Origin of the sequence: Rhizobium sp. NFR07 (assembly GCF_900111905.1) — a bacterium.
Taxonomy (GTDB): domain Bacteria; phylum Pseudomonadota; class Alphaproteobacteria; order Rhizobiales; family Rhizobiaceae; genus Neorhizobium.
Genome location: NZ_FOKM01000020.1, coordinates 68,337 through 93,421, shown reverse-complemented (window position 1 = coordinate 93,421; position 25,085 = coordinate 68,337). Strand labels below are relative to the sequence as shown.

The window sequence follows — 25,085 nt, the reverse complement described above, 5'->3', positions numbered from 1 at the left end:
GGCGAGAAGCAGATTGATGGACATGGTGGACCGAGACGAAAACGGCCCACCATGGCTTTGGAGTTACTTCGCAGCCTCGATGATCAGCTTCGCCACTACGTCCGGGTGAGACAGCATGACGACATGACTGGCAGCCACCTCGATGGCTGTCGCCTTGAGGCGCTTGACCTGATCTCGCTGGAGCTGGGGCGGGATCACCTTGTCATCGGTCGAGACGACCTCGAAAGAGGGAACAGTGTGCCATGCGGCCTGGGTCAGTGGGGTCGCGATCGCCTTGACGCCAAACGCTCCCTGTGTCGCTGCGATCAGTTCCTGTTCGTCGCGAGGCAGGTCGGCTGCGAAGTAGTTGAAGACCCCTTCGTCGGTGAATTTCAGATACCGGCACACGCTTCGGGCGGATGTCGTCGCAGATGGCGGCCTTCCTCGACCAGGCCGGTGGCCTGTGGGCACGGGGCGCTCTCAACGGCAAAGTGGGCGCAGCGTTCGCCTCGACGGGCACCCAGCACGGCGGCCAGGAAACCACCCTGTTCTCGATCATCACCAACCTCATGCACTTTGGCATGATCATCGTCGGCCTGCCCTATAGCCACCAGGGCCAGATGAGCAGCGAAGAGATTGTCGGTGGCGCTCCTTATGGGGCAACAACAGTTGCCGGTGGCGACGGGTCGCGCCAGCCTTCGCAGATCGATCTCGCCGGTGCCTTCCATCAGGGCGAAATCGTCGCCCGCACTGCAGCTGCTCTCGTCGCTGCCCGCAACTAAACCCGCCTAACTCACTCTTAAAATTCAGCTCCAACCAGACCAGCCGATTGCGATCGGCTGGCAAGGAGAAGTCATGTCCTCGCTTTTCTCAAACAAGGTCGTCGCGGTCACCGGTGCAGGCTCTGGGATCGGTCGGGCGATAGCACTTGGGCTCGCTCGCGACGGCGCGACAGTGCATCTGGCTGATCGCGATGCCGAGGGTCTCACCCAAACGGCAGAGCTCATCCGCGCCGACGATGGCCGGGCGTTCACGACCGAGCTCGATGTCGCGAGCGAGCTTCAGGCTGTCGGATGGATCGAACAGATCGATGCCGCATCCGGTCGGCTCGACGCGGCCTTCAACAATGCCGGGATAACCGGCCCTGCAAAACGGATTGAAGATTATCCATTGGAAGACTTTCAGCGGGTCATCGCCGTCAATCTGCAGAGTGTCTTTCTCGGGATGAAGTACCAGATCCCGCTGATCAAGCGCAGTGGTGGTGGCTCTATCGTGAACACGGCTTCCGTCGCCGCTTTGACGGGACCGGGAGGCATGAGTGCCTACGCTGCTTCAAAGCACGGGGTGCAAGGCCTGACCCGGGTTGTCGCAATGGAGAACGCAGCACACGGCATCCGCGTCAACGCGATTGCGCCCGGCTGGACTGAAACGCCGATGGTTGTGGCAAACAGCCAACAGAACCCCGCCTTTGCCGCACTCGCTCAAAACGCCATTCCCGCCAAACGCGGAGGCAGGCCGGAGGAAATCGCGGCCGCGGCAATATGGCTTGCCTCCGACGCCGCCTCCTATGTCACCGGACACATGCTGACCGTCGACGGCGGCATGACGATCGGTGGTTTTGAACTCTGACACCGAACCTTGAAAGGAAAATCCCATGTCAGACCAAGCTGAAGCATTGAAAGCAATCGTCCGCCGCAACACACTCGAAGTGCAGTCTGGCGGCAACTTCGAACTTTTTGACGAGCTTTTCGCCGACGACTTTTTGGACCACACACCGCAGCCAGGCGGGACGCCAGATAAGGAAGGAGCGCGTCGTCTTTACCACGCGCTGCGAGAAGCCTTCCCGGACTTCCACGCCGAAATTCACTGGCAAGCGGTCGACGGCGACATCGTGACGACCTTCAAGACCTATCACGGCATGCACCGGGGCGTCGTCCTTGGGATCGCGCCAACGGGCCGCCAGATCAAGTTCGAAACTGTCGATGCCATGCGCATTCGCAACGGCCAGATCGTAGAACACTGGGGTGTCGCCAACCTCTATTATCTTCTGCAGCAACTCGACGCCCTGCCCTCCTCGGCCCCCAAACGTTTACTCATACTGGCAACTATTGACCTGAAGAAAACTGTGTGCTCCCGAAAGACATGATCTGAAACGAACAAACCTGCCGTGGGAAGAGTTGAGGCAGGCCCGCGCCAGGCTAAAGTCGAAGCTCCGCGAAAGTACATGTCGTCCAGGGATCGACCATTGCAATTCGCGCGTACATGCTCCTTGTGGCGGGTGATATCGTCGATCTGCGATATGAAGCGCACGACCTTGCCCGCAGCATCGCGCATCGCGGCAACATGGATCAGGACGTGAACGATCTCGCCAAATGGGCGTAGGTAACGCTTCTCGATCGTATAGCCGTCCCGCCTTCCCTGCAGAACCTGCTGAAACAGGATGAGGTCCGCCTCGATATCCTCTGGATGGGTAAAGTCCCTGAAATGCGTTCCCAGCACCTTTTCGAGGGGAAGCGACAGCAACTTGGCAAAGGCAGCATTGCCACGAATGATGTGTCCCTCAAGATCGACCAGAGCGATCCCGATCGGAGCATTCTCGAAGGCAAAGTCGAACAACGCCAGGCGGGTTTCGGGATCATCGGCCGTATACGGTTCCGCTACCATCTTTCCTCCAAAGACAAGAGCTTCACGGCGTTAGGCGTGTTTTAGGGTATGATAATCAAGGTGCCGGCCAGCATTGTCGCCCACGGCAGCCTACATCTGCGCCGGCTCGTTGATGTCAGACACCTCCGAAATTATCGTGGGCCTTATCGGAATAACCGAGGGCCCCAATAAGGGTCGACCTTCGAGACCGGTGAAATCAGGGAGGAAGACATGGATAACAAGAGCCGGGGTCTTTCCACGAGCGACAAGCGCATACTGAGAACGCTGCTGGGCCGCTACGCGGCGCGCTACCATCTCGCAGGGCCACAGAAAGACGACTTGATCGAGCGAACGTTTCAGGCTTTGGCAAGCAATCCGGAGATCTTCTTCGAAATCCCGGTCGAAAAGGCCGCCGCAGAGACAATGCACAGGATCTACGCCGGCCGCTAGCTTTGAAACGTCGCAGCTTTTCTGGCTGTTACGCCTCGCCAATCTTCGCGCTTGTATCACGCCGTAGATGAGGCGGGACATCTTCGAGCTCGGCTAGCTTATCGTTCTGCTTCAGAAAAATTCGAAAGTTCTCCCTGGCTGCGTCGATCGGCCAATGCCCGTTTGCCGCTTCACGACAGTATCGAACAAGGGTCTCGTAAGCGAGAGTGCGCTTCTCCACGGGCCATTCGTCGAGAAAATCGAACACGTCATCCAGTCCGGTGATCTCCTGCACGAAATACCGGCGCTGTGCGTAGACGGGCTTGTCAAATTGAGCGAGCAACATACCGACCTCCTTCGTTTGCTCGATACCGACTGATGACTGAAGCCGGCCCTCGATCGGGCCGGCTGATAGCAAGCGCTAATTTTTCTTGGGTGTTCGGGTCAAGCGACGTTGCGTTCGGCTTCGAGCCGGAGCGGTTCGCTAGTGGCCGGAGCGACGCCGATTTCGATCTTGCGCGGCTTCATCGCTTCGGGCACCTCGCGCTTCAAGGCAATCGTCAGCAGGCCATTCTTCAGATCGGCCCCTTCCACCCTCACATGATCTGCAAGCTCAAACTTGCGCTCGAAAGAACGACCGGCGATGCCGCGGTGGAGATATTCGCCCTGCAGCTCTTCAGCCTTCCCGCCTTTGATCACCAGGACATTGCGCTCCTGAGTGATATCGAGATCGCCTTCGCCAAAGCCTGCCACCGCCATCGTGATGCGGTAGTCGTCTTCACCAGTCTTGACGATGTCATAGGCCGGCCAGGTCTCGATTGCGTTGAGACGCTGCGTATTGCTGAGCAGCTTGAACACGCGATCGAAGCCGATGCTCGAACGATAGAGCGGGGCAAAATCAAATTCAGTTCTCATACCCATATCCTCCGTAAAGCAACATGGAAGGAAGCGTTTAAATCCGCCTCCTCGGTTAGCCGCCCCCCTGATTGGGCCGTCGGCGCTGACCGATTTGGTTTTTGGGATTTTGTCGTTCAAGACCCCGCTCGAAAATTTTTCCAGCTCTCTGAAATCATCTTGTTCGCTGAAAATCCGGTCCTATTTCGAGTCGCGATCTTCGCTTTGGGAGCATCGGGATGGAAGATGGAATAACCGAGATGTTTTCGGATGCTGACATTGAGATTTTGCCTCCGCAGCACGCCACTCAACACGACATGGCCATTTGCCTTTGCTGCTGTCGCCAGCGTCCCAACTCCGCCATGGACGAAGACGGCTGCGGCATTTGTGAAGAATGCTTGGCACCTTGACCACTCGAGAGGAAGACGAGTGCCGCACTCCGGCAGCAAACTGAAGCATTGGCTGAAAGGAACCTGAAAAATGGTTGGTATCACCGATTGGCTGGACGATCGCGTACAGGAAATCATTCACGACCCGGGCCTGCATGAGAACAAGGCAGACTTTCGCGATCAGGTGAAAACCTTGGTGGAGTCTGCAGAAGCAGAAGGGTTCACGGTGGCCGAGATCAAGGAGGCTTGTGGTGGAGACGTGGAGCGATACCTCCTCGATCAGCAGAACGCGCTGTCCGATGTCAACCGACAGCAGCGATTGGCGGATAACACGTAGCTTAGCGGGCGAGTTGGGAATGTCGCAGGACGTTCCTCCCCTATCAAGGAGCACTCTGAATGCCCGGAACCTTTATATCAACCTATCTACTTGCATTCGATCTCGACGACCGCGGCCAACCGGTGCCAGCATTCGATCCTCGCCCTGCCGCGACCGAGGATGCCGCCATTGAGGAAGCTAAGGATTTTGCCACCCGGCACGCGGGCGTCGCTGTATGGAAACGCCGAGGCGATCCAGTTGTGGGCGAAGAGGGAGAACCCGAGATCGTCTTTCGAGCAGGCCGAATCGGGGACTTTGCTTAGGACAATGCGCACGACAGAACCGTTCGTTCGTTCAGTCTTATCTCGGTCATTGCGTTCAATGACAGAGTCCTTGTACGCGGACGGCAGGCTAGGAAACCGAGAGAGAGACGGCTCGTTGTCGCTTGGCTTGCTTCTTCAAACCCTCTTGCTGGGAAGAACGGGTTAGTTAGGGTCTTGAACCGTATCGAACCACCGACCTGTTGTTGCTGAAGGACAGGACGTCCGTCATTCTCGGTCACACGCTTTGCGCGGTAACGATCGATCCTGCGAAGCCGGCGAAAGCGCGCGCTTTCGCGCTTGCCAACCTGCCGGTCGGGAAGACCGCCCAGAGATTGATCCGTGGAAGTTCCCAGTCTTCAAGGACGCGCCGCACCGTACCGTCTGCCAGTTCCGGCGCAAACATCCAGTCGGACGCGACCGCGAGGCCCATATGCGACAGCGGTGCGGATGCCTTCCGCAGCGCTAAATCGCGCCCGGCCGGAAACAGTGACCGAAGCCTGTGTTCCCTCACGGGTGCTCGACGCGCCGACGAGTTCGCCGCCACGGCTTTTGATTGGAGAGATGGTAATCGAGATCGGGACCTTCCGGCCGTCTCGGTGGCAGCGCGTCGTCTGGAAGGGTTCGATCCCCTCGCCCATCTTCAGCCGGCGCAGGATGTCCGCCTCTACATCCCGTTTATCATCGGGAATGATCAGATAGAGCGACTTTCCGACCGCCTCGGTTTCCGCATAACCGAACATGCGTTCGGCCGCCTTATTTCAGCTGACGATCGTGCCGGTAAGATTCTTACTGATGATCGCGTCGAAGGAACACTCGACGATAGCTGCGAGCCGTTCTGCGCTGTGCTCTTGCACGTAAGACCGCTTGTATTGCTACGGATTCGATAGGTTGATTTAGGCGGACGCCTGACAGGTCAACCTCCCGGGCCATAAGAAGTTCAATCAAACATCGTACTCACCCAACGACTGGTGGCCGATGACAGTTCGTCACTTAGGCGCGGTCGAAGGTAAAGGAGGTGAGCAGCGTGGTGACGAAATTGCTCGCCCGTTCCTTGACGAGCACCTCGGTCCATTCGGTGGTTCCCCGAAGCCGGAGATCAGTATGGATGCTGTCGACCGCGGCCTCTTCGATGCGCGCGATCTGCTCCTTGAAATGTTCCTCTCCGCCGGCGCGGTACATGTCCCGAATGACCATGCGCAGGATTTCCTGGATTGCGATTTGCCAAGCTGTGTCTATTGCCTGAAGTTCGTTCGTGTCCGCTGCCATGGTTGGCTCCTGAGGAATGAGTAAGTTCGGGCATGACCAGGTCATGCCCTGATTTACGGACCCATCCAGCCGAGGGTGGGTGCGTGGACGTCAAGCCTGCCGAGCCTTGCGGGGCGGCATAACGTCTGTCGCATTCAACCTTGCGAGCGGCCTCATCTTGAACGACCCGTGATATCCAGGCATTCTCGGCCGCCTGTCGCGCCTCGATCTCGGCAGCAGCTGCTGCCTCGACGGCCGCCTGTTCCTGAGCCGCAAGGGTCTCGACCCGGTTACGCTCCTCATGCTTCAGTCGATCCCGTTCCGCACGGGGCGCCTCGCGCGCTTCAACAAGGGAGCTCGGCCTGTCTGGTGGCCTGTGACGGCTCAGCCGCCGTCTTTGCAGCTTGGGCAGCTTGGTAGGCTGTGAGAAGAGCTGTCTTGGCGTCCGCAGCAGCAGAGCGTCGGTCGGTAAGTTCATTGTTTCTGGCGTGTCTCAAATTTTTGTCCTGATATTCGTACTTGGGATGATCAGCCGGCCTTGGATCGTTTGGCAAGCAGCGCAGATGTTGCAGACAGCCGGTCGGCTTGTTCCTTGGCGAGGCGAGCTTCGCGCAGCCTAAACGTCTTGGCATCGCGCGCCTGGGCCACGGATTCGAGCTCTTCCGCCGCATTGTTCTTGGCGAAAAATTCGGTCTGGAGATTGCCGAAGGCGGTCTCGGCCAGCTGGCGGGATTTACTATAAGTCTCTGTCATTAAATATCCTGGATCTTGGCTGTGAGGCCAAACGAAAAAGGCCAGGCGAATAGCCTGGCCTTAAACTGATAATTGCTTCCGGCGATGCCAGTACATCCGTGGTCAAAGGGAAGCAGATACCGATTAAGCGTTCTGCAGATTGCAGGCCGACATCTTGCCCGACTTGTTGTCGCGCTCGAGTTCAAAGCCAATCTTCTGGCCTTCGACCAGCTCGCGCATTCCGGCGCGCTCGACAGCGGAAATATGAACGAAGGCGTCAGCGCCGCCGTTGTCAGGCTGGATAAAGCCGAAGCCTTTAGTGGAATTGAACCATTTTACTGTGCCAGTGGTCATGATGAACCCTTTCAAAGCATAGAGTGAGGAACCGCGAAGCTCGTGCGACGCGGATGAAAAACTATTTTTGAAAGAGAAGTTCGCTTAAAGCGCGGTGCCAATCACGCGGTAGACAAAGCTCGGCAAGCAAAAGATCGATGACGCACCAGTATGCGAATTGTAACGTTCCGTCAACGATTAGTTTTTGACAGCCCTCGACTGCGCGCAAGGGTTGAACGCCAGCGCCGAAATAAACGGTAACGGCCAATGTGCTGAATTCATAGAGCGCTGAATAAGCCACCACCAGCAAGAACGGTCGCGGGTCGCTCGAAATTCGGACGCGTCCGCGACCTGGAACACCCGTGGGGGCCCCCTCTACGAATGATGCAGCCCGTCCAGTTCTTTGAGCGCAGACTGAATCTCGTCGATTGAGACGGCCTCATTCATCCCTGGCAATTGTCGAAAAGCCGGCTTTGAATCAACCGCATAGAAGTCGGATGCCCACGCAGCAAGGATGGCGCGCTTGTCATCGACCGACAGAGATGGGGTTCTCAAGACATCGATCGGCCGCCGGAGTTGTATGCCTGGCATCAATACGGCAGGGCCCATGGTGACTGCACAGTCGATCGCCTGCTGCAAGATGGCGTTTTCCATGGCATCGCCTCATTGCACGTGGGGATCGCGGTCGCGTCGCATGTGAGAGGCAGCAATCGCTGGCGTTTCGGGAGCCAGCAGATCATGCTTCGCCGCAAATGCTGCGAAGAATCCGCGTGCCGTCTCTGCTTCGATTTCCCCGTGAAGCGCCGCCCGACACGCTTTCAGGGCAACCGAATGCGCCGCGTCTCTGAACGATACCGGCCATTCGACCAGGTGTCGGTATGCATCTAGCACGCCACGAACCTCCGCAGGGAAGCCCAAGCCGACAAGAATGGTGACAGGTTGTCTGAACATATCGGGTTTCATCGCTCTCTCCTTTCCAACCCGGAATGTTGACGGGCGCCACCGCAATGGCACCCCTGACCTAGTGGATGAACTTAACGATCAAGCCGCCTTATGTGCTTCGATCTGAGCCGGAGCGGCCGAAGTTAGAGCAGGGTTGCTCTGGATCGAAATCTTCCTGGGCTTCAGGGCTTCCGGGATTTCACGAACAAGATCGATGGACAGGAGACCATTGCTCAGATTCGCGCCGTTCACCCGCACATGGTCGGCAAGCTCGAACCGATGCTCGAACGGGCGCCCAGCGATCCCGCGATGCAGGTAGGCGTCGGCAGAGGCCTCCTGCTTCTTGCCGGTGACCGTAAGCAGGTTGGACTGGAAGGTGATGTCGAGATCATCCTGTGCAAAGCCTGCGACTGCGATCGAGATGCGGTAGCTGTCGTCGCCGGTCTTGACGATGTCATAGGGCGGCCAGTCGCTGATCGAGCGGGCGCGCTGGGCGTTTTCGAGAAGATTGAAGACCCGATCGAATCCGACGCTCGAGCGGAACAGCGGTGCGTAGTCGTAAGATGTTGCCATAGCCATATCCTCCTTGAAGCAACATGGGTACAGAAGCGCCGAAAGACGGCGCTTCCAGCAAGGCCAGCTCTATGTTCAGCAGCTGGCGGCAAACGATTTGGTTTTTGAGAATTCTGGATGCAAGATCCGCGGCGCGAAAAATTTTGCCTCAAGTAGGCTCAGCTGATTTCGATCTTGTCGCTCGCATTCTCGCCGCCGAATTACACGGCTTCGACCACGGCCCGAGACGAAGTCTGCCTCATCATCCTCAGTGAACAGATCGACTGATGACCCGGTGAGGATAGGCAGCCTCGAACTGCGCCATCATCGCGCTGGCCTGCTGCAGCACACGTTTTGTCTTTTAAGGATTATCGCGAGCAAGCTCGTCGGCATTGACCCGCATCGCTTCCGCCATGCTGGCTGACATCATGGCAAAGCGATCTTCGCCATAAACCAGTGCGTCCTGCGACGCTGCTTCAAGCCATCGGGCGAAATCGACGATGATCTCTTCGCGTTCATCGATACCAGCGCTGTTGATGATGTTGATATTCTCTTCCATGAAGGTGTCACTCCATACGCAATCGGCGCTCACACCGAGGTCAACGCCTCGGCGGTCGATCAGCTAGGAAGCGGAAATATCAAAATCAAGAGTTCAGTGAAGCTTGAACTCGCCATCGACCCGTCGCCATTCGTTAGGCCCGATCAGACGCTGGTGTGTATAGCGGACGGAGTGCAGCGGTCCGTCAAGGCTGTCGCGCCAGAAGTCAAGGAATTTGCGCATTTCTGGAAAGTCCGGTGCGAGATCGTACTGCTGCCAAACGTAGGTTTGCAGGACAGATTCGTAATCGGGAATGCGATAGAGGATATGCGCGGTGGTGAGACCGTAGCCGTTGAGTTGACGCTCCAGATCCGATGAGAATTGCATGCTTCATCTCCGTTTCGTGACAACGCTAAGGTGACCCAAATTATGAGCGGCTTCAAGATGGAACCATTATTCTTGGCGAATTTACCGAACGATTGCAGTGTTTTAGCAGCCGCCATGACTGAGTGCTAATTTTTCTCGCCGACCCTCTTGAAATCAAAAAATCTCGAAAATAGATTTTGCCCGCGAACGCTCAGACGAGGTTCGCACCCGCCCGGATTGGTCACCCGGTCCGGCAGGGGATTTTGCGTCATCTTTTTTGTCCAATGGAGGAAAACATGTCGTTCCGACCACTTCACGATCGCATTCTCGTTCGCCGGGTTGAATCCCAGGATAAGACCAAAGGCGGGATCATCATCCCTGACACTGCCAAGGAAAAGCCTTCCGAGGGCGAGGTCGTCGCCGTCGGTCCTGGCGCGCGCAACGAAGCCGGTCAGGTCCAAGCGCTCGACGTCAAGGCGGGCGATCGCATTCTGTTTGGCAAATGGTCAGGCACCGAAATCAAGATCAACGGCGAAGACCTGCTGATCATGAAGGAAAGCGACGTCCTGGGCATTATCGAAGCCCAGGCCGAGCAGAAGCAGGTTGCGTAATCACGCACTGCCGCCCATCAGTCAAAAAGCTGCCTATTGAAGGAGTGAACAAATGGCTGCGAAAGAAGTCAAATTCAACACCGATGCCCGTGAACGCATGCTGCGTGGCGTCGATGTTCTCGCCAATGCGGTAAAAGTTACGCTTGGTCCCAAGGGCCGCAACGTCGTCATCGACAAGTCGTTCGGCGCGCCACGCATCACCAAGGACGGCGTCTCCGTCGCCAAGGAAATCGAACTGGAAGACAAGTTCGAGAACATGGGCGCACAGATGCTGCGCGAAGTGGCATCGAAGACCAACGATCTCGCCGGCGACGGCACCACCACGGCAACTGTGCTTGCCCAGGCAATCGTTAAGGAAGGCGCCAAGGCGGTTGCGTCGGGAATGAACCCGATGGACCTGAAGCGTGGCATCGATATCGCCGTCGATGCTGTCGTCAAGGAGCTAAAGACCAACGCTCGCAAGATCACCAGCAATTCGGAGATCGCTCAGGTCGGCACCATCTCGGCCAATGGCGACGAGGAGATCGGCAAGTATCTGGCCGAAGCGATGGAGAAGGTCGGCAACGAAGGTGTCATTACCGTCGAGGAAGCCAAAACCGCCGAGACCGAGCTGGAAGTCGTCGAAGGTATGCAGTTCGACCGGGGTTATCTGTCGCCCTACTTCGTGACCAATCAGGACAAGATGCGGGTCGAGCTCGAAGAGCCATATATCCTCATCCATGAGAAAAAGCTCTCCAACCTTCAGTCTTTGCTGCCGGTGCTGGAAGCCGTGGTGAAGTCCGGCAAGCCTCTGCTGATCATCGCCGAGGATGTCGAAGGCGAAGCCCTCGCAACACTCGTCGTCAACAAGCTGCGCGGCGGCCTTAAAATTGCGGCTGTCAAGGCTCCGGGCTTCGGCGATCGCCGCAAGGCTATGCTCGAAGACATCGCCATCCTCACGGGTGGAACTGTCATCTCCGAAGACGTCGGTATCAAGCTGGAAAACGTTACGCTGAACATGCTCGGCCGCGCCAAGAAAGTGGCGATCGAGAAGGAGAATACGACGATCATCGACGGCGTCGGTTCCAAGGCCGAGATCGACGGACGTGTGGCCCAGATCCGCGCCCAGATCGAGGAAACGACCTCCGACTACGACCGCGAGAAGCTGCAGGAACGCCTGGCCAAACTTGCTGGCGGTGTCGCCGTCATCCGCGTCGGCGGCTCGACCGAAGTCGAGGTGAAGGAGAAGAAGGACCGCGTCGATGACGCCCTTCACGCAACGCGCGCAGCCGTCGAAGAAGGCATTCTGCCTGGTGGTGGCGTAGCATTGCTGCGTGCTGTCAAGGCGCTGGATGGTCTCCCGACTGCCAATGACGATCAGCGGGTTGGCATCGACATCGTCCGCCGGGCGATCGAGGCACCTGTGCGTCAGATCGCTGAGAATGCCGGCGCCGAAGGCTCGATTATCGTTGGCAAGCTCCGGGAAAAGACCGATCTGTCGTTCGGATGGAACGCCCAGACCGGCGAGTACGGCGATCTCTACGCGCAGGGCGTGATCGACCCGGCCAAGGTCGTTCGCACCGCCCTGCAGGATGCGGCCTCTGTTGCCGGCCTACTGGTCACGACGGAAGCGATGATCGCCGAAAAGCCGAAGAAGGACGCCGCCCCCGCCCTCCCCGCTGGCCCGGGCATGGACTTCTAAATAAGCTGTGGCCTGCCCCATTCGTGGGGTGGGCCATCTTGGGGAGATAAAAGGTGCCAGCACCGATCTCGAAAGAAGATGCGCGCTTTTGTGCGAGTGTCGTCAAGGAGGTCGCGCGCGCTCAAGGCGTCGTGCGGGATCCGGCCGCGATCGGCAGGCTGACCGCAGCGGTCGCCAGACTTTATAATAGGGGCACGCACGATCGCGAAGAACTTTTACAAGCCGCTATGCGGTCGGTTCGCCTTGAATCAGCCACGCTGCCTCCGTCTGATGATCAGCCGGTGTAGCCAGCGCGGTGTACCCCGTGCGCGACAGTAGTTCCAGTTCTTCTGCGGCAGTGGACACAATCACGCATCACCTCTGGCAGTGTATTTACGGTGCCTTGGTGCATCCGCCATAGCGAGATAGGCGCCGCTGAGCATCACTATGATGCCAATGATATCTAGCAGTGTAACCTCCTCGGCAAACAACATCGCTCCAAGCCCCACGGCGATGACAGGCGAGACAAACGCATAGCTGCCTGCCCTTGAAGCTCCGACATCTCTTAGGAGGCGCATGTAGCTGGTGTAACCAATCAGCGAGCCGAAGACGACAAGGAAAAACCAGCTCATCCAGGCGATAGATCCCCAATCTCCTGAAAGCGCCGTCATAGCACCGGTCTCAAATATCACCGCCACGACGACAAGGCCCAGTCCCCCCACGAAGGTCGTGATCCCTGCGATCAATAATGCTGGATAAGCACGAAGAAGTGGGCGGGCCAGGACCGATCCGTAGCCGTAGGTGAATGCAGCCGACGCCACCGCCATGCCACCTACCAAGCTTGCGCCGGGAAAGGCCTCCGGCTTAGGCAATGCAGCAACTGTCGTGGATGGCCAGAATAGGACGATTAGGCCGGCGACCCCCAACCCTATCGCGATGATGCGCCTCACACCCAAAGCCTCTTCACGCAGCAACAGGGCAAAGCACAGAAGGGCAATCGGGGTCAGTGACATTTCCAAGACCGCTGCTGTGCCTGTATCAATATACTGCATGCCCCAGAACAGCGGCCCGTAGCATAGGGTAATTATAAAGATGCTCACCGCGAAAAGCCGAATAAAGTCCTCGCTCCGAACAACGGCTCCTGCGCCGTTTGTCAGAGCATAAATGAGGAGCAAGGCACCTGCCGCGGTAAAGCGTGTTCCCGCAAAAACCAGCGGCGGCACGACCTCGATACCAGCTTTCGTAGCAATCCACGTACTCCCCCAAATGAGGCAAAGCATAAGGAATCGGACGTTGTTCTTGTCTAAACCGGCAAACATCGTGCACCCTCGCGTGTAACGCTTAAAAGCATTTTATACCGTTACAACACACCCTTGCTCAAATCGTTCCCCGATACGATATTGGCGCTATGGAGACGTTCAAAACAATCGCCGACACCAGTCTGCTCGGTGGCCATACAGCGCTCGACTTCGTCAATACCGTTGACAGTCGCGGCGAGAGGTGGGGTCCAGACTTTCTGACGTCGTTTGGGGATCTGGTCGGTTGGGCTCTTCGCCTTGGTTTATTGGATCCATCGGAGCGCAATCTCTTGCTAGAGCACGCGGCAGACAGTCCGGCTTTGGCAGGCGCCAAACTCGAGGATGCCAAGAACCTGAGAGAAGCCTTGCACAGAATATTCAGTGCGGAGGCCCGAGAGACACACTGTGATCAAAACGATCTCGACCAACTGAGCGAGTTTTTTCGACGCGCAGCCCTGCAAAGGCGGCTGGAATACGGCAAGGGCGGCGTTACCTGGAGTGATGCATCTGCCATGTCGATGACTGCGATTGCAGATCGGATCGCCGCTCTAGCAGTGGATCTCCTGATATCGCGGCAGCAGCGCCGTCCAGTTCGGGTATGTCAGGGAAGAAACTGCGGCTGGCTATTTCTGGATCAGTCCCGCGGCGGTCACCGGCGGTGGTGTTCGGACAAAACGTGTGGCTCGGCTGCCCGAGTAAGGAAATTCCGGGCAGAGCGTGTCGATTAACCGAGCCATGCCATTTGGCTACTCGCTGTTGGTCGTTTACCGATTAGGTTCGTTCGACCACGACGGAAGCTGCGCTGCGGAAACTTGGGGCATCACAGACGGCTTCAATATTGTTCCCATCTGGATCGAACACAAAGGCTGCATAGTATCTGTCGTGGTATGGCCTCAGACCGGGCGCACCGTTGGAACGGCCTCCGGCTTCGAGCGCCAGCCGGTGAAACGCGTCCACGTCCTCTCGTGAGCGAGCCTGAAACGCCAGGTGGATTCGCGACACGTAATCACTGGCAGCATCCACATAGATTTCATCAATCACAAAGTGATCTGGCCCATGTTCAAACACGCCTTCAAGATGAAGCGCATCACAGATCGCGCGATAGAACCTACGGCTGGCCTCGAGATCGGAGACCCGAAGATGAATATGATCGATGACGCGACCCAAATGATACATCCCAATTCTCCAAGCGCGCGACCGCACATCAAAACACCAGCTAGAAAGCCTTAAACCCTGTGACGGTTCCCCAGAGCTTGCAGATGCCTCAGCAGACTAAGAGGCTCTGGCAAGCATGGCGATGCGGCCATCACGTATATGGCTGCATCGCCTTCATCATCGGGTGTCGCGCACTAGAGCACCCAGCCGCCATCTATCGTCAAGCTGGAACCGGTCATGTAGGATGAGCCAGGGCCAGCGAGATAGGATACGAGCTCCGCAATTTCGGAGGGATGAGCAACGCGCTTCATGGGGCTACGCCCGGACAGGTACTCCAAAGCGCCTGCGTTCATGTCAGTATCCGTCGGGCCGGGCTGCACATTGTTTACGGTGATGTGTCGCGGTGCCAGATCAAGCGCCAAGCCTTTGATCATCGCCGCGACAGCCGCCTTGGTAAACTGGTATACGCTTGCTCCCTGCATACCGGTCCGCTCGGCGGTATTGGAGCCGATCGTAATGATGCGGCCGCCATCCTTCATTTTCGCCGCCGCAGCCTGGATCGCGAGAAACACGCCACGGATATTGACATCGATCATGAGATCGAGCTCCTCAAGCGAAACTTCGCCGACCATGTTAGTGCGTAGAATGCCAGCATTCACAACGACGGTATCGATTGCGCCCAGCTTTTCCACAGTCGTGCGTACCGCTGCTTCAATGGCCTGTGGGTCAGCACTGTCTGCCTGGATCGCGATGGCACGTTGTCCACCAGCTTCGATCTCCGAAACGAGTTCGGAGGCCCTGTCCGGCCGCGACACATAGGTAAAGGCAACGTCGAAGCCGTCCTCGGCAAGTTTGCGTGCCGACGCGGCACTAATTCCGCGCGCGCCTCCGAAGATGAGAGCGGTCCTGCGTTCGTTGAGTGTCATAAGTTTCTCAATTTTTGACACATCAGTCCATAATTGATCGAAAAAATACCCGCTTCGATTAGGAAGCGGGTCTTAGGGCATCAGTCGACAGGTCACGAACCGCGCCATCGATTTTAACTCCTTTGCCGATGCGCCGCCACGCGCGGCAATCTGCAATCCCGTCATTGCCATGAGAACGAAGGCGGCGGTCTCGTCGGGATCGAGCTTGCTAGCAAGCTCACCGCGCTCTTGGCCTTCCACAATCCTCCGCGCGACATGTCTAATGAGTAATTCTCCCAATACCTTGCGACGAAGGTTGAGGTCTGGATCCGTTGTTCCGAATTCACTCACTGATCCTACGCCCATGCAGCCCAGCTCGCGTTCCCGATCATCTTCTGGCGCCAGCCCCGCCAAGAGATTTTCTATTCCTTCAACCGGGCTGCCGTAGGAAAGCCTGCTCAAATGAGCCGAGCCTATCCGCCGCAGGTAGGCATCAAATGCTTCAAGGTAGAGGGTCCGCTTATCGCCAAACGCGCCATATAGGCTCTGCCTGCCAATGCCCATCGCTTCACGCAGATCATCGGTGGACGTTGAAGCGAACCCTTTCGCCCAAAACACCTGCATTGCTCTTTCTAATGCCGCGTCGCGGTCAAACTCTCTAGGTCTCGCCATGCCGCGACAACTAGCAATTATGGACTAATCTGTCAATAATAGTTTTGCGGATTGCAGGCGGATCGGCCCAAGACCGCTGATGCCGACAGCGATAATCATCGCCACGCCGTGAGGATGTCCTGATCCTATCAAGGATATCCAACCCAACAACGGGCGAAGCAGAACAAGCGCAAGAACAGCGACAACGATCACCCGCCAGTCGATGTGAGCCAGCAATCACTCGATCTGTTCGGCGAGGTCATGAAGCTGTTAGGGGCGATACAACGATGCATCTGCTCTCTGTGAGTGTTAAAGGTGTTAACTCGGCCTGGACCTCACAAACCGCATCGGTGATCGATGACTATATTTTCCGTCCGACACATCACGTCTTATCGCTATAAGCGGCCGGTTGAGTTCGGAGACCACAAGCTGCTCTTCAGACCAAGAGACAGTTTCGATCAGACATTGCTCAGTTCCCGTCTCCTGATTGACCCGGAACCAAAATACATTCGCTGGATCCACGACGTGTTCGGAAATTGTGTCGCGGTGATCGGCTTTGCGCAGCCCGCGGATGAGCTTCGTTTCGAAACCGTTATTCGGCTTGACCATACGCCTCACGTCGCAATCGATCTGCAGATTGACGAGGCGGCTCTGACCTATCCTTTTTCATACGACGCAGACGAAGCGCTTGACCTAGAGCGAACCATCCAACGCCACTATGCAGACCCGGATGAGCAGGTCAGCAAATGGGCGCGGCAATTCGTGCGGATCGGACAGTCCACCGACACTGGTCATCTATTGATGACGATGTGCTACGCTATCCATGAGGGTTTCGTCAATGCCCGACGATACGAGCATGGAACGCAAGCGCCGATAGAGACACTGAGGCTTCGTCGAGGGACATGCCGCGATTTTGCGCTTCTGATGATGGAGGCCGCCAGATCACTTGGGTTCGCGGCAAGATTCGTTACCGGCTATATTTACGTTCCAGACCGTGACGGATCGACGACACTCGGCGGCGGTTCCACCCATGCGTGGTGCCAGATTTATTTGCCCGGCGCAGGTTGGGCGGAGTTTGACCCGACCAATGGTATCGTCGGCAACCGTGATCTCATCCGTGTTGGCGTGGCGCGCGATCCGAAGCAAGCGATGCCTCTGTGGGGAAGTTACGACGGAACAGCCGCTGACTACCAAGGCATGTCCGTCCAAGTCAATGTCACCACGGACGATCGTATTTTAGCTGAGATCAGCTGATCGGAACGCATTGCTCACCCGAGCGTTTGCCGCACAACCAAGTCTCACGGCGATTCGCCGGCGCGAAGGAACTTCATGATGAAAATAAGAGCCGGCTTTCATCTTGGATATGAGTGCGAACGACCAACCCCAATGTTGCTCGTCCTGAATATTCATCCGTCCCGGCGCGCGGATCTTTTGACCGAGCAGACATTGAATTTCGACCGACCGATCGAGGCATGGGGATATATCGATGGCTTCGGCAATGCCTGTAGCCGAATTGTTGCGCCAGCCGGGCTTACGACAATATCGACTGAGTTCGAGATCTATGACGGCGGTCTGCGGGATCCCATTCCACAGAATGCTTACCAACACGAGATCAAGGATCTACCCGACGACGTCTTGGTCTATCTACTTGGCAGCCGCTACTGCGATACCGACCACCTAGCTGACTTTGCGTGGGCGCAATTTTCTTCCACCCCGTTCGGCTGGCCACGAGTGAAGGCAATTCTCGATTTCGCGCACGGCCATATCAAGTTTGATTATACGAAGGCTGATCCCCTTCGGACGGCTTTTGGTGGATATACGGACCGCGTGGGCGTTTGCCGTGACTTCGCCCACCTCGCCATAACGCTGTGCCGATGCATGAATATACCAGCCCGTTACTGCACCGGATATCTCGCCGATATTGGCGTGCCAAAGGACCCGAATCCGATGGATTTTAGTGCCTGGTTCGAAGTTTATTTGGGGGGCCATTGGCATACAGTCGATGCCAGACATAATACGCCGCGCATCGGCCGAATTCTGATGGCGACCGGCCGTGACGCAACCGACGTGGCACTTACAACTGCGTTCGGAACGGCGAAATTATCCCGTTTCGAAGTTAAAACCGAGGAGGCTCTCTGAAGGTGAGCAGACATAATATAAAATCCTGGTTGACCGATATGGACGGCGTACTGGTGCATGAAAACAATGCAATCCCAGGCGCGGTCGAACTCATACAGCACTGGCGAGCGACCGATACACCGTTCCTGGTCCTGACCAACAATTCGATCTATACGCCTCGCGATCTTAGTGCCCGGTTGCACAACAGTGGACTGGAGGTGCCGGAAGAGCGCATCTGGACCTCGGCGTTGGCAACGGCTGCTTTTCTTAAGGACCAGACCCCTGCCGGCAAAGCATTTGTTATCGGAGAAGCCGGGCTGACCACTGCCATCCACGAGGCGGGCTTCATCATGACCGACACCGATCCCGACTATGTCGTGCTTGGCGAAACCCGTTCCTACTCGTTCGAGGCAATCACCAAAGCCATTCGTTTGATCAATATGGGTGCCCGGTTTATCGCTACAAATCCTGATGCCACAGGACCGAGCGCCGAAGGCGCTCTTCCCGCAACGGGCGCCGTCGCCGCACTGATCACGCGTGCGACAAGCCGCGAGCCTTATATAGTCGGCAAGCCAAACCCTATGATGTTCCGTTCTGCACTCAACAAACTCGGCGTGCATTCAGAAGGTACCGGCATGATAGGCGATCGCATGGATACGGACATCGTTGCCGGCATCGAAGCAGGCTTGCACACCGTGCTCGTCCTCAGTGGCATTGCCGATAGAGCAGAAATTGCACGCTACCCGTTCCGGCCAAAGCTAGTGATTGATTCGGTTGCGGATTTGCTCGCCCACGTTTCGTAGCATGGGATGGGCACGCGTCGAATAATAAAACCATCCTCAGGCCGAAAATGTGGGTTGAACAAGGCGCCTGCATCGGTGCGGATGTGGAATCTAACGCCTTGAAAGGATCGGGACCTAAGACCCCACTGTTGTTCCACGTCAGCGGAAACTAGCCAGCGATCAAACTGCTTTACCTTGCAAACTAACCCATCGAAAGTGGATGGAATTGGATGAGGAAATGGTGCATGACTGTGGCGATAAAATTGGATGGGAATGGATGAGGAAATGGAATTTCTGAATACGGGTGCCCTCCGGATTACACCCGAAATCCTGTCTCTGATCGCCGAGATCGACGAATTCAAAGGTGCATGGCGTGCGATTGGCCGCATTGCACCGGAGCGACTGTCCAGCCTCCGTCGGGTCGCCACGATCGAGAGCGTCGGTTCCTCTACACGTATCGAAGGGGCACGCCTCACCGACAGAGAGGTTGAAAAGCTTCTGGCAAACATTCGCCTGGGTTCGTTTACGACGCGCGACGAACAAGAGGTTGCCGGATACGCTGAAGTGATGGAGACCATCTTCAGTGCTTACGAAGCCATCTCGTTTACCGAGAACCATATCCGTCAGCTCCACCGCGACCTTCTTGCACATTCGACCAAGGACGAGCGGCATCGCGGCGCCTACAAAAATCTCTCCAACAACGTGGAAGCGTTCAACGAACAAGGCGAGAGCCTCGGCATCGTTTTCGAAACGGCATCGCCGTTCGATACGCCGCGTCGAATGGAAGAACTGCTCGCCTGGCTGGACGAGCAAGGGCGAGAAAAGCAGCTCCATCCACTTTTAGTGGTCGCGATCTTCGTTGTCGTATTCCTCGAAATTCATCCGTTCCAGGATGGCAATGGCCGCCTTTCGCGTATTCTGACCACCTTGCTGCTTCTGCGGGCCGGGTATGCTTACGTCCCATATAGCTCGCTCGAAAGCATCATCGAGCAAAGCAAGGAGAGCTATTACATCTCTCTCCGGCGTACGCAGGGAACTATCCGAAGTGCAGAGCCCGACTGGAATCCTTGGATCGAGTTCTTTTTAAGAGCCCTACATCGGCAAAAGACCCGACTTGAGAAGAAAATGGAGCGCGAGCGCATCATCCTCGCCGACATGCCGGAACTATCCGTCACATTGCTTGAGTTGGCGCGCGAGCATGGACGGATCACGGTCGCGGAGGCTGCCAAGATTACAAATGCGAGCCGTCACACAATCAAGGATCATCTCAAGGCACTCGTAGATCAAGGGCACCTTGTCCTGCACGGTGCGGGTCGTGGAGCCTGGTACGGCCTTTCATGATGAATCGGATGGCAGGCCCATCCGGATGGGTTTAGCTCTTGATGAGGTACGAACCACCGACCCTGTTAATTGTGTGAGGTTCGATCGGATTAAGCGGTTGTTTTAATGGCGCAAATTGCTGAGCACAAATTAAACTCGCAGGTGAAGGCACACTTAATGTTTCCAAGTGCTGGATCCGTGGCAGCGGACTTATTCCACCCATAATACGAAAAAGCCTGCCGCGGGAGGAGGCGCGGCAGGCTTTTCGAAATAACCGAACAGCAACTGGGAGGAGGAGTGTTGCTATTCCAGCAAACGTCCTTGGGAGGAGGAGTAGGACGTCTGCATATCGAACCGACGCGGGAGGAGGTGCATCGCTTCGATAGGCACATCATACGCGTTCGGGCCGCCTATTAATAGACTTTGCTGCAGTACAGTTATACCGACAGCGCATATCAATTCCGGCGGTGCCACGTCGATTATTCAGAGCCAATGGCCCTGCTACCCGCCCCTCCTGCCCAACTCCTGGAACAAAACGACAATCTGTCGCTTTTGCGTCCTGAGTCGCGTACTGTGTCGACCGGACGTGACAGGAGGCGGATTTGTATCGGGGACTGCCATGGCCAACGACAAGCTCTCGACCTACAAGCAGAAGCGCGATTTTCAGAAGACGCAGGAGCCGAGTGGCTCGGCGAAGCTGAAGGCCTCGAACCGCAGGCGCTTCGTCATCCAGAAGCATGACGCAACCCGGCTGCATTACGACCTGCGGCTCGAGCTCGATGGAGTCTTCAAGTCCTGGGCGGTGACCAAGGGGCCGTCACTGGATCCGCACGACAAGCGGTTGGCGGTCGAGGTCGAGGACCACCCGCTGGACTACGGCGACTTCGAAGGGACGATCCCCAAGGGACAGTATGGCGGCGGAACCGTCATGCTCTGGGACCGGGGTTATTGGGAGCCCGAGGGCAATAAGACGCCCGAGCAGGCTCTCGCCAAAGGCGATTTTAAGTTCACACTGGAAGGCGAGCGCCTTCACGGCAGCTTTGTGCTGGTTCGGATGCGTAACGACCGTGACGGCGGCAAGCGCACCAACTGGCTGCTGATCAAACATCATGACGAATTCTCGGTCGAGGAAAATGGCGCGGCTGTCCTCGAGGACAACGCAACGTCGGTGGCTTCCGGCCGAATCATGGAAGCAATCGCCGCCGGAAAGGGCCGGAAGCCAAAGCCGTTCATGGTCCAGAGTGGCGACGTTCAGGCCAATGCCGTTTGGGACAGCAGCCACGGGCTTGCTGCTGAAGAACGCAAAGCCGAAACCAAAACCAGAAGGAAATCCGCCCCAGCCAAAGCCGCGAAGCCGGCGAAGTCCGCAATGCCCGACTTCATCGCGCCGCAGCTGTGCGAAACGCTTGAACGCCCGCCCTCGGCCGAGGGATGGATCCACGAGATCAAGTTCGACGGCTATCGCATCCAGGCGCGCATCGAGAACGGCGAGGTGAAACTCAAAACTCGCAAAGGTCTCGACTGGACGGCAAAATATCCGGCGATCGCAACGTCGGCCGCTAGTTTGCCGGATGCCATGATCGACGGCGAGATCTGCGCCCTCGACGAGAACGGTGCGCCGGACTTCGCAGCACTTCAGGCGGCACTGTCGGAAGGAAAGACCGACGCGCTGGTCTACTTTGCTTTCGACCTGCTGTTTCAGGGCGATGAAGACCTGCGGCAACTGCCGCTGACCAAGCGGAAGGAACGGCTGCAGAAATTGCTGGATGATGCCGGCGAGGGTCCACGCCTGCGTTTCGTCGAGCATTTCGAGACCGGTGGCGACGCCGTCCTGAAGTCGGCGTGCAAGCTCTCGCTGGAAGGCATCGTCTCAAAGCAGGCCCAAGCGCCCTATCAATCGGGCCGCACCGAGACCTGGGCGAAGTCCAAGTGCCGCGTAGGATCCCAACGTCGTCTGGGTGAAGCCGGAGCTGGTCGCCGAGATCCAGTTCGCCGGCTGGACAGCGGATGGGCTGGTGCGTCAGGCGGCCTTCAAGGGATTGCGCGAAGACAAGCCTGCAGCCGAGGTCGAGGCGGAAAAGCCAGCATCGCCGACAAAGACCGGCACCCCGACGCCGACCGTGACAAGGCCATCAAGGCCGGCCCGCGGCAAGAACGCCAAGGCCGAGGTGATGGGCGTGATGATCTCCAGTCCGGACAAGCCGCTCTGGCCCGATGCCAATGACGGAGAGCCGGTGACCAAGGAAGATCTCGCACGCTATCATGAAGCTGTCGGCCCATGGCTGATCGACCATATCAAGGAGCGGCCATGCTCGATTATTCGGACGCCGGACGGTATCGGCGGCGAGCAGTTCTTCCAACGGCACGCGATGCCGGGAACGTCGAACCTGCTCGAGCTGGTCAAGGTATTCGGCGACAAGAAACCCTATCTGCAGATTGATCGCATTGAGGGCCTTGCCGCCATCGCTCAGATCGGCGGCGTCGAACTGCATCCGTGGAATTGCGAGCCCAACGAACCGGAAGTGCCCGGTCGTCTTGTCTTCGACCTTGATCCGGGTCCGGACGTACCCTTCTCCACTGTGGTCGAAGCCGCCCGGGAAATGCGCGACCGGCTGGAGGAACTCGGCCTCGTCAGTTTCTGCAAGACCACTGGTGGCAAGGGCCTGCATGTCGTCACGCCGCTGGCGGTAGCGAAGGGGAAGAAGTTGAGCTGGCCGGAGGCGAAAGCGTTCGCACACGATGTCTGCCTGCAGATGGCACGCGAGAACCCTGAGCTTTATCTGATCAAGATGGCCAAGAACCAGCGCAACGGCCGGATCTTCCTCGACTACCTCCGCAACGATCGGATGGCGACTGCCGTCGCCCCACTGTCGCCGCGTGCCCGTCCGGGCGCCACCGTATCGATGCCGCTCACCTGGAGCCAGGTGAAGACGGATCTCGATCCGAAACGCTTTACCATCCGCACCGTGCCGGCGCTGCTGGCGAAAACCGGCGCCTGGCAGGACTATTGCGACGGGCAAAGGTCGCTGGAGCAGGCGATTAAACGCATGGCGAAGTCGATGAAACAGGCCGCGTAAGATCGCCGATAACTAAGAACCGTAACGCCGATCAAGTTCTCTGAAGGCAGCCTGAATCTCGTCGATGGATACCGGTTCCGATGTTCCGGGAGTATGACGGAACGCTGGCTTTGAATCGATCGCATAGAAACCCGAAGCCCATGCCGCCACGATGGTTCGTTTGCCGTCTGCGGAGAGCGCAGTCGCTCTCACGACATCGACTGGCGCTCAATCTCCATGCCCTGAAGCAGAATCGTTGGACCCATCGCCGCGGCGCGCGGTACCTGCGGACTCCGATTTCCGTCGTTCGCGGGATTTGGCGGCCCTTCTTGCTTCTCGGAGCTCGTCGAGTGTCGGGTTCCACCATCCCCGAAGCCTCTCGTATTCCCCAGGCTCTGACCTTGCCGGCCAGGTATGGACGAGCTCATCAAGGGTAGAGGGTCTCCACCCGGCCCACACATGCTCTTCAGTCGCGGCCGGATGATGTTCCGCGACCTGCTCCGGATCGACGATCTCGCCCGACACATCGGTGATGACGACGATCCCATACGCTGCTGTGGCCACCGACCGGCCAAGTGGTGGGAGGTCGTCGCTCGACACCGGCAGTCTGCGTTTCCTTCGTTCGGCCGTTCGTCGTTTGGCTTTGGCTTCCTCCTCTGTCCCTCTGCGGGCCTCGGCTCGCTTCCGGCGTTCTTCGGGCTCTGACCGTTTCGCGGCTTCCTAGATCGTTTCCCAACGGTGCTGAAGATCATCGTATGAAGCGAACGGGATTTCCCAGACTTTGTCGTCACCGTTCCATCGCGCGAATGGCACCTGCCGGAGCTCATCGACAACCGTTCTGGAATACGGCGTCCTTATGCGAAAACCGCCGTCGAACACTTGCAGGTACGGGCTCAGGATCGGCTCGAACTCGAAGGCATCGCGGCCGCGCTCCTCCTCGTAGGGTTTCCGGCGGTCGGCTTCCGTCGCGAGCCACCGGTCGATGCGCTTGCGAGCCGTCTTGCCGGGCACCGTCCAGGCCTGAAGGCGATCGCTCCACCTGGCATATGGGAAGGTCTCCCTGAAACGCGCGACGGTCATCCGGTCGAACGTAAAGGAAACCGTCTCCTGCGGTGGGCGGTCTGCCTCGGCCTGTTCCTGGTTGTCATCGGTCATGGAAGAAGAACGATCCGCCCGCTGTCGAGTTTCGACTACAGCAGGGTCTTCTTCAGAAAAGACAGCGCCTTTTGAGCGCCGGTGCTGGAAATCGTGTGTCCAGTGCCCCGCTCGACGTTGAAGCCGGCCGTTCCGAGCTGCGCGGCCGCGAGCCGCGAGGCCATGGGAGGGATGGTGGTATCGTTCTCTCCGTGGACCAGAAGCACCGGCGTACTGTTGCTCGCAGGCGAAACCGGCTGCGGGGGAAGCAGGCCGGAGAAGGCGACCAGCGCGCCAACCTTCCAGCGACCGGAGGCGACCGCGTCGAGTGCCATGATCGAGCCTTGCGAAACGCCGACGAAGGCGATCCGATCATGGGCATCCGCTAACCCTTCGCGCCGGACAACGTCGCTCACGAGTCCGTCGAATGCTTCTCTGGCACTTTTGATACGCTCCGGATCGAGTGGATTGCCCTCCGTGCTGAACCACTGGTGCCCATAGCGATGATGCATCGGGGCATCCGGCGCTACGAAACGGGTGCCCGGAAGGCTGGCGCGCCAGGATGAAGCCAGCGGCATGAGTTGCGCACCGGTCGCACCGATGCCATGCAGGAAGATGATCAGGGATTTGTCGGACAATTACTCCCGCTCTCAGGGGTCGGACATGCCGAGGGCGCTCGACCCGTCATGGGGAGCGCCCTCGTTCACCCGAACG

Annotated in this window: 29 protein-coding genes and 7 pseudogenes; 13 read left to right on the top strand and 23 right to left on the bottom strand. The window is 57.6% G+C overall.

Translation table 11 applies throughout. The features are described 5' to 3' along the window. Positions 1-63 precede the first annotated feature (63 nt). Entirely contained in the window at positions 64-387 is a 324-nt protein-coding gene (locus BM216_RS29545; protein WP_093003358.1) for an alpha/beta fold hydrolase, read from the bottom strand. Between BM216_RS29545 and wrbA the strand changes: the two are divergent. The 3 genes and pseudogenes from wrbA to BM216_RS29530 all read left to right on the top strand — a co-directional run. Next, a pseudogene (wrbA, locus tag BM216_RS29540) lies at positions 378-761 on the top strand (NAD(P)H:quinone oxidoreductase); the annotation flags it as partial. The gene BM216_RS29545 and the pseudogene wrbA overlap by 10 nt on opposite strands. A 73-nt stretch (positions 762-834) precedes the next feature. Further along, positions 835-1,608, top strand: coding sequence for an SDR family NAD(P)-dependent oxidoreductase (locus BM216_RS29535; RefSeq protein WP_093003356.1), 774 nt, complete (start codon positions 835-837; stop codon positions 1,606-1,608). Positions 1,609-1,633: 25 nt separating this feature from the next. Beyond that, positions 1,634-2,125, top strand: a complete 492-nt coding sequence (locus BM216_RS29530) for an ester cyclase (protein WP_093003354.1) — start codon at positions 1,634-1,636, stop codon at positions 2,123-2,125. Here BM216_RS29530 and BM216_RS29525 read toward each other — a convergent pair. Then, entirely contained in the window at positions 2,020-2,643 is a 624-nt protein-coding gene (locus tag BM216_RS29525) for a PAS domain S-box protein (RefSeq protein WP_093003352.1), read from the bottom strand. The genes BM216_RS29530 and BM216_RS29525 overlap by 106 nt on opposite strands. 210 nt (positions 2,644-2,853) lie before the next feature. Between BM216_RS29525 and BM216_RS29520 the strand changes: the two genes are divergently transcribed. Next, a complete protein-coding gene (locus BM216_RS29520) occupies positions 2,854-3,072 on the top strand; it encodes a hypothetical protein (protein ID WP_093003350.1) in 219 nt (72 codons plus the stop codon). 28 nt (positions 3,073-3,100) lie between these two features. On the opposite strand, the gene BM216_RS29515 is transcribed toward BM216_RS29520, so the two are convergent. Together BM216_RS29515 and BM216_RS29510 are read right to left on the bottom strand one after the other, a co-directional pair. Then, the gene (locus BM216_RS29515; protein ID WP_093003348.1) at positions 3,101-3,397 is read right to left on the bottom strand and encodes a DUF982 domain-containing protein; all 297 of its coding nucleotides are present in this window, start codon (positions 3,395-3,397) and stop codon (positions 3,101-3,103) included. A 98-nt stretch (positions 3,398-3,495) separates the two neighbouring features. Then, positions 3,496-3,966, bottom strand: a complete 471-nt coding sequence (locus BM216_RS29510) for an Hsp20 family protein (RefSeq protein ID WP_093003346.1) — start codon at positions 3,964-3,966, stop codon at positions 3,496-3,498. Positions 3,967-4,425: 459 nt separating this feature from the next. Here BM216_RS29510 and BM216_RS29505 point away from each other — a divergent pair, with 459 nt between their 5' ends. Beyond that, entirely contained in the window at positions 4,426-4,671 is a 246-nt protein-coding gene (locus BM216_RS29505; protein WP_093003344.1) for a hypothetical protein, read from the top strand. Positions 4,672-4,757: 86 nt separating this feature from the next. On the opposite strand, the gene BM216_RS34315 is transcribed toward BM216_RS29505, so the two are convergent. The 12 genes and pseudogenes from BM216_RS34315 to BM216_RS29445 all read right to left on the bottom strand — a co-directional run bounded on the left by BM216_RS34315 (position 4,758) and on the right by BM216_RS29445 (position 9,702). Beyond that, complete coding sequence (locus BM216_RS34315) at positions 4,758-4,985, bottom strand: hypothetical protein (protein WP_177230969.1); 228 nt, start codon at positions 4,983-4,985, stop codon at positions 4,758-4,760. A gap of 223 nt (positions 4,986-5,208) precedes the next feature. After that, positions 5,209-5,494 (bottom strand): annotated as a pseudogene (locus BM216_RS34505) (LysR substrate-binding domain-containing protein); the annotation flags it as partial. 51 nt (positions 5,495-5,545) lie between these two features. Next, positions 5,546-5,713, bottom strand: a pseudogene (locus BM216_RS34865) (PAS domain-containing protein); the annotation flags it as partial. A 250-nt stretch (positions 5,714-5,963) separates the two neighbouring features. Next, on the bottom strand, positions 5,964-6,239 hold the full coding sequence (locus BM216_RS29485; protein WP_093003340.1) for a hypothetical protein: 276 nt from the start codon (positions 6,237-6,239) through the stop codon (positions 5,964-5,966). A 90-nt stretch (positions 6,240-6,329) separates the two neighbouring features. Continuing rightward, positions 6,330-6,715: pseudogene (locus tag BM216_RS34860) on the bottom strand (DUF6481 family protein). A 31-nt stretch (positions 6,716-6,746) separates the two neighbouring features. Then, positions 6,747-6,971, bottom strand: a complete 225-nt coding sequence (locus BM216_RS29475) for a hypothetical protein (RefSeq protein ID WP_093003338.1) — start codon at positions 6,969-6,971, stop codon at positions 6,747-6,749. A gap of 123 nt (positions 6,972-7,094) precedes the next feature. Beyond that, the gene (locus BM216_RS29470) at positions 7,095-7,304 is read right to left on the bottom strand and encodes a cold-shock protein (protein ID WP_037135461.1); all 210 of its coding nucleotides are present in this window, start codon (positions 7,302-7,304) and stop codon (positions 7,095-7,097) included. A gap of 354 nt (positions 7,305-7,658) precedes the next feature. After that, positions 7,659-7,937: a hypothetical protein gene (locus tag BM216_RS29465; RefSeq protein WP_093003334.1), complete on the bottom strand. Its 279-nt coding sequence runs from the start codon at positions 7,935-7,937 to the stop codon at positions 7,659-7,661. Between the two features lie 9 nt (positions 7,938-7,946). Next, a complete protein-coding gene (locus BM216_RS29460) occupies positions 7,947-8,246 on the bottom strand; it encodes a DUF982 domain-containing protein (protein ID WP_093003332.1) in 300 nt (99 codons plus the stop codon). Between the two features lie 78 nt (positions 8,247-8,324). Then, positions 8,325-8,798 (bottom strand): Hsp20 family protein, encoded by a 474-nt coding sequence (locus BM216_RS29455; protein ID WP_093003330.1) that lies wholly within the window; start codon positions 8,796-8,798, stop codon positions 8,325-8,327. A gap of 247 nt (positions 8,799-9,045) precedes the next feature. Continuing rightward, positions 9,046-9,336 (bottom strand): annotated as a pseudogene (locus BM216_RS29450) (hypothetical protein). 93 nt (positions 9,337-9,429) lie between these two features. After that, entirely contained in the window at positions 9,430-9,702 is a 273-nt protein-coding gene (locus tag BM216_RS29445) for an usg protein (protein WP_093003328.1), read from the bottom strand. Positions 9,703-9,977: 275 nt separating this feature from the next. Here BM216_RS29445 and BM216_RS29440 point away from each other — a divergent pair, with 275 nt between their 5' ends. Next, the gene (locus BM216_RS29440; protein ID WP_093003326.1) at positions 9,978-10,292 is read left to right on the top strand and encodes a co-chaperone GroES; all 315 of its coding nucleotides are present in this window, start codon (positions 9,978-9,980) and stop codon (positions 10,290-10,292) included. Positions 10,293-10,344: 52 nt separating this feature from the next. Continuing rightward, a complete protein-coding gene (groL, locus tag BM216_RS29435; protein ID WP_093003324.1) occupies positions 10,345-11,973 on the top strand; it encodes a chaperonin GroEL in 1,629 nt (542 codons plus the stop codon). Between the two features lie 347 nt (positions 11,974-12,320). Here the strand turns inward: groL and BM216_RS29425 are convergent, their stop codons facing one another. Next, positions 12,321-13,271: a DMT family transporter gene (locus tag BM216_RS29425; protein WP_093003320.1), complete on the bottom strand. Its 951-nt coding sequence runs from the start codon at positions 13,269-13,271 to the stop codon at positions 12,321-12,323. A gap of 89 nt (positions 13,272-13,360) precedes the next feature. Here BM216_RS29425 and BM216_RS29420 point away from each other — a divergent pair, with 89 nt between their 5' ends. Next, positions 13,361-13,978 carry a CGNR zinc finger domain-containing protein gene (locus tag BM216_RS29420; protein ID WP_093003318.1) on the top strand — a complete coding sequence of 206 codons (618 nt, stop codon included), beginning with the start codon at positions 13,361-13,363 and terminating at the stop codon, positions 13,976-13,978. 43 nt (positions 13,979-14,021) lie between these two features. Here BM216_RS29420 and BM216_RS29415 read toward each other — a convergent pair whose 3' ends face one another. The 3 genes from BM216_RS29415 to BM216_RS29405 all read right to left on the bottom strand — a co-directional run bounded on the left by BM216_RS29415 (position 14,022) and on the right by BM216_RS29405 (position 15,982). After that, positions 14,022-14,426 carry a VOC family protein gene (locus tag BM216_RS29415; protein WP_093003316.1) on the bottom strand — a complete coding sequence of 135 codons (405 nt, stop codon included), beginning with the start codon at positions 14,424-14,426 and terminating at the stop codon, positions 14,022-14,024. 173 nt (positions 14,427-14,599) lie between these two features. Further along, the gene (locus BM216_RS29410) at positions 14,600-15,331 is read right to left on the bottom strand and encodes an SDR family NAD(P)-dependent oxidoreductase (protein ID WP_093003314.1); all 732 of its coding nucleotides are present in this window, start codon (positions 15,329-15,331) and stop codon (positions 14,600-14,602) included. Between the two features lie 72 nt (positions 15,332-15,403). Next, positions 15,404-15,982: a TetR/AcrR family transcriptional regulator gene (locus tag BM216_RS29405; RefSeq protein ID WP_093003312.1), complete on the bottom strand. Its 579-nt coding sequence runs from the start codon at positions 15,980-15,982 to the stop codon at positions 15,404-15,406. Positions 15,983-16,318: 336 nt separating this feature from the next. Between BM216_RS29405 and BM216_RS29400 the strand changes: the two genes are divergently transcribed. The 5 genes and pseudogenes from BM216_RS29400 to ligD all read left to right on the top strand — a co-directional run bounded on the left by BM216_RS29400 (position 16,319) and on the right by ligD (position 23,258). After that, on the top strand, positions 16,319-17,215 hold the full coding sequence (locus BM216_RS29400) for a transglutaminase family protein (protein WP_093003310.1): 897 nt from the start codon (positions 16,319-16,321) through the stop codon (positions 17,213-17,215). 78 nt (positions 17,216-17,293) lie between these two features. Beyond that, positions 17,294-18,100: a transglutaminase-like domain-containing protein gene (locus BM216_RS29395; RefSeq protein WP_093003408.1), complete on the top strand. Its 807-nt coding sequence runs from the start codon at positions 17,294-17,296 to the stop codon at positions 18,098-18,100. A 2-nt stretch (positions 18,101-18,102) separates the two neighbouring features. Further along, positions 18,103-18,882: an HAD-IIA family hydrolase gene (locus BM216_RS29390; protein WP_244530389.1), complete on the top strand. Its 780-nt coding sequence runs from the start codon at positions 18,103-18,105 to the stop codon at positions 18,880-18,882. A gap of 264 nt (positions 18,883-19,146) precedes the next feature. Continuing rightward, a complete protein-coding gene (locus tag BM216_RS29385; protein ID WP_244530388.1) occupies positions 19,147-20,202 on the top strand; it encodes a Fic family protein in 1,056 nt (351 codons plus the stop codon). Positions 20,203-20,800: 598 nt separating this feature from the next. Continuing rightward, positions 20,801-23,258: pseudogene (gene ligD, locus BM216_RS29380) on the top strand (DNA ligase D). A 12-nt stretch (positions 23,259-23,270) separates the two neighbouring features. Here the strand turns inward: ligD and BM216_RS34855 are convergent. From BM216_RS34855 to BM216_RS29365, 3 genes and pseudogenes are all read right to left on the bottom strand, one after another. Then, a pseudogene (locus tag BM216_RS34855) lies at positions 23,271-23,503 on the bottom strand (hypothetical protein). A gap of 454 nt (positions 23,504-23,957) precedes the next feature. After that, positions 23,958-24,392 (bottom strand): hypothetical protein, encoded by a 435-nt coding sequence (locus BM216_RS35230; protein WP_348272028.1) that lies wholly within the window; start codon positions 24,390-24,392, stop codon positions 23,958-23,960. A 35-nt stretch (positions 24,393-24,427) separates the two neighbouring features. Continuing rightward, the gene (locus tag BM216_RS29365) at positions 24,428-25,009 is read right to left on the bottom strand and encodes an alpha/beta hydrolase (protein ID WP_093003304.1); all 582 of its coding nucleotides are present in this window, start codon (positions 25,007-25,009) and stop codon (positions 24,428-24,430) included. Positions 25,010-25,085 lie beyond the last annotated feature (76 nt).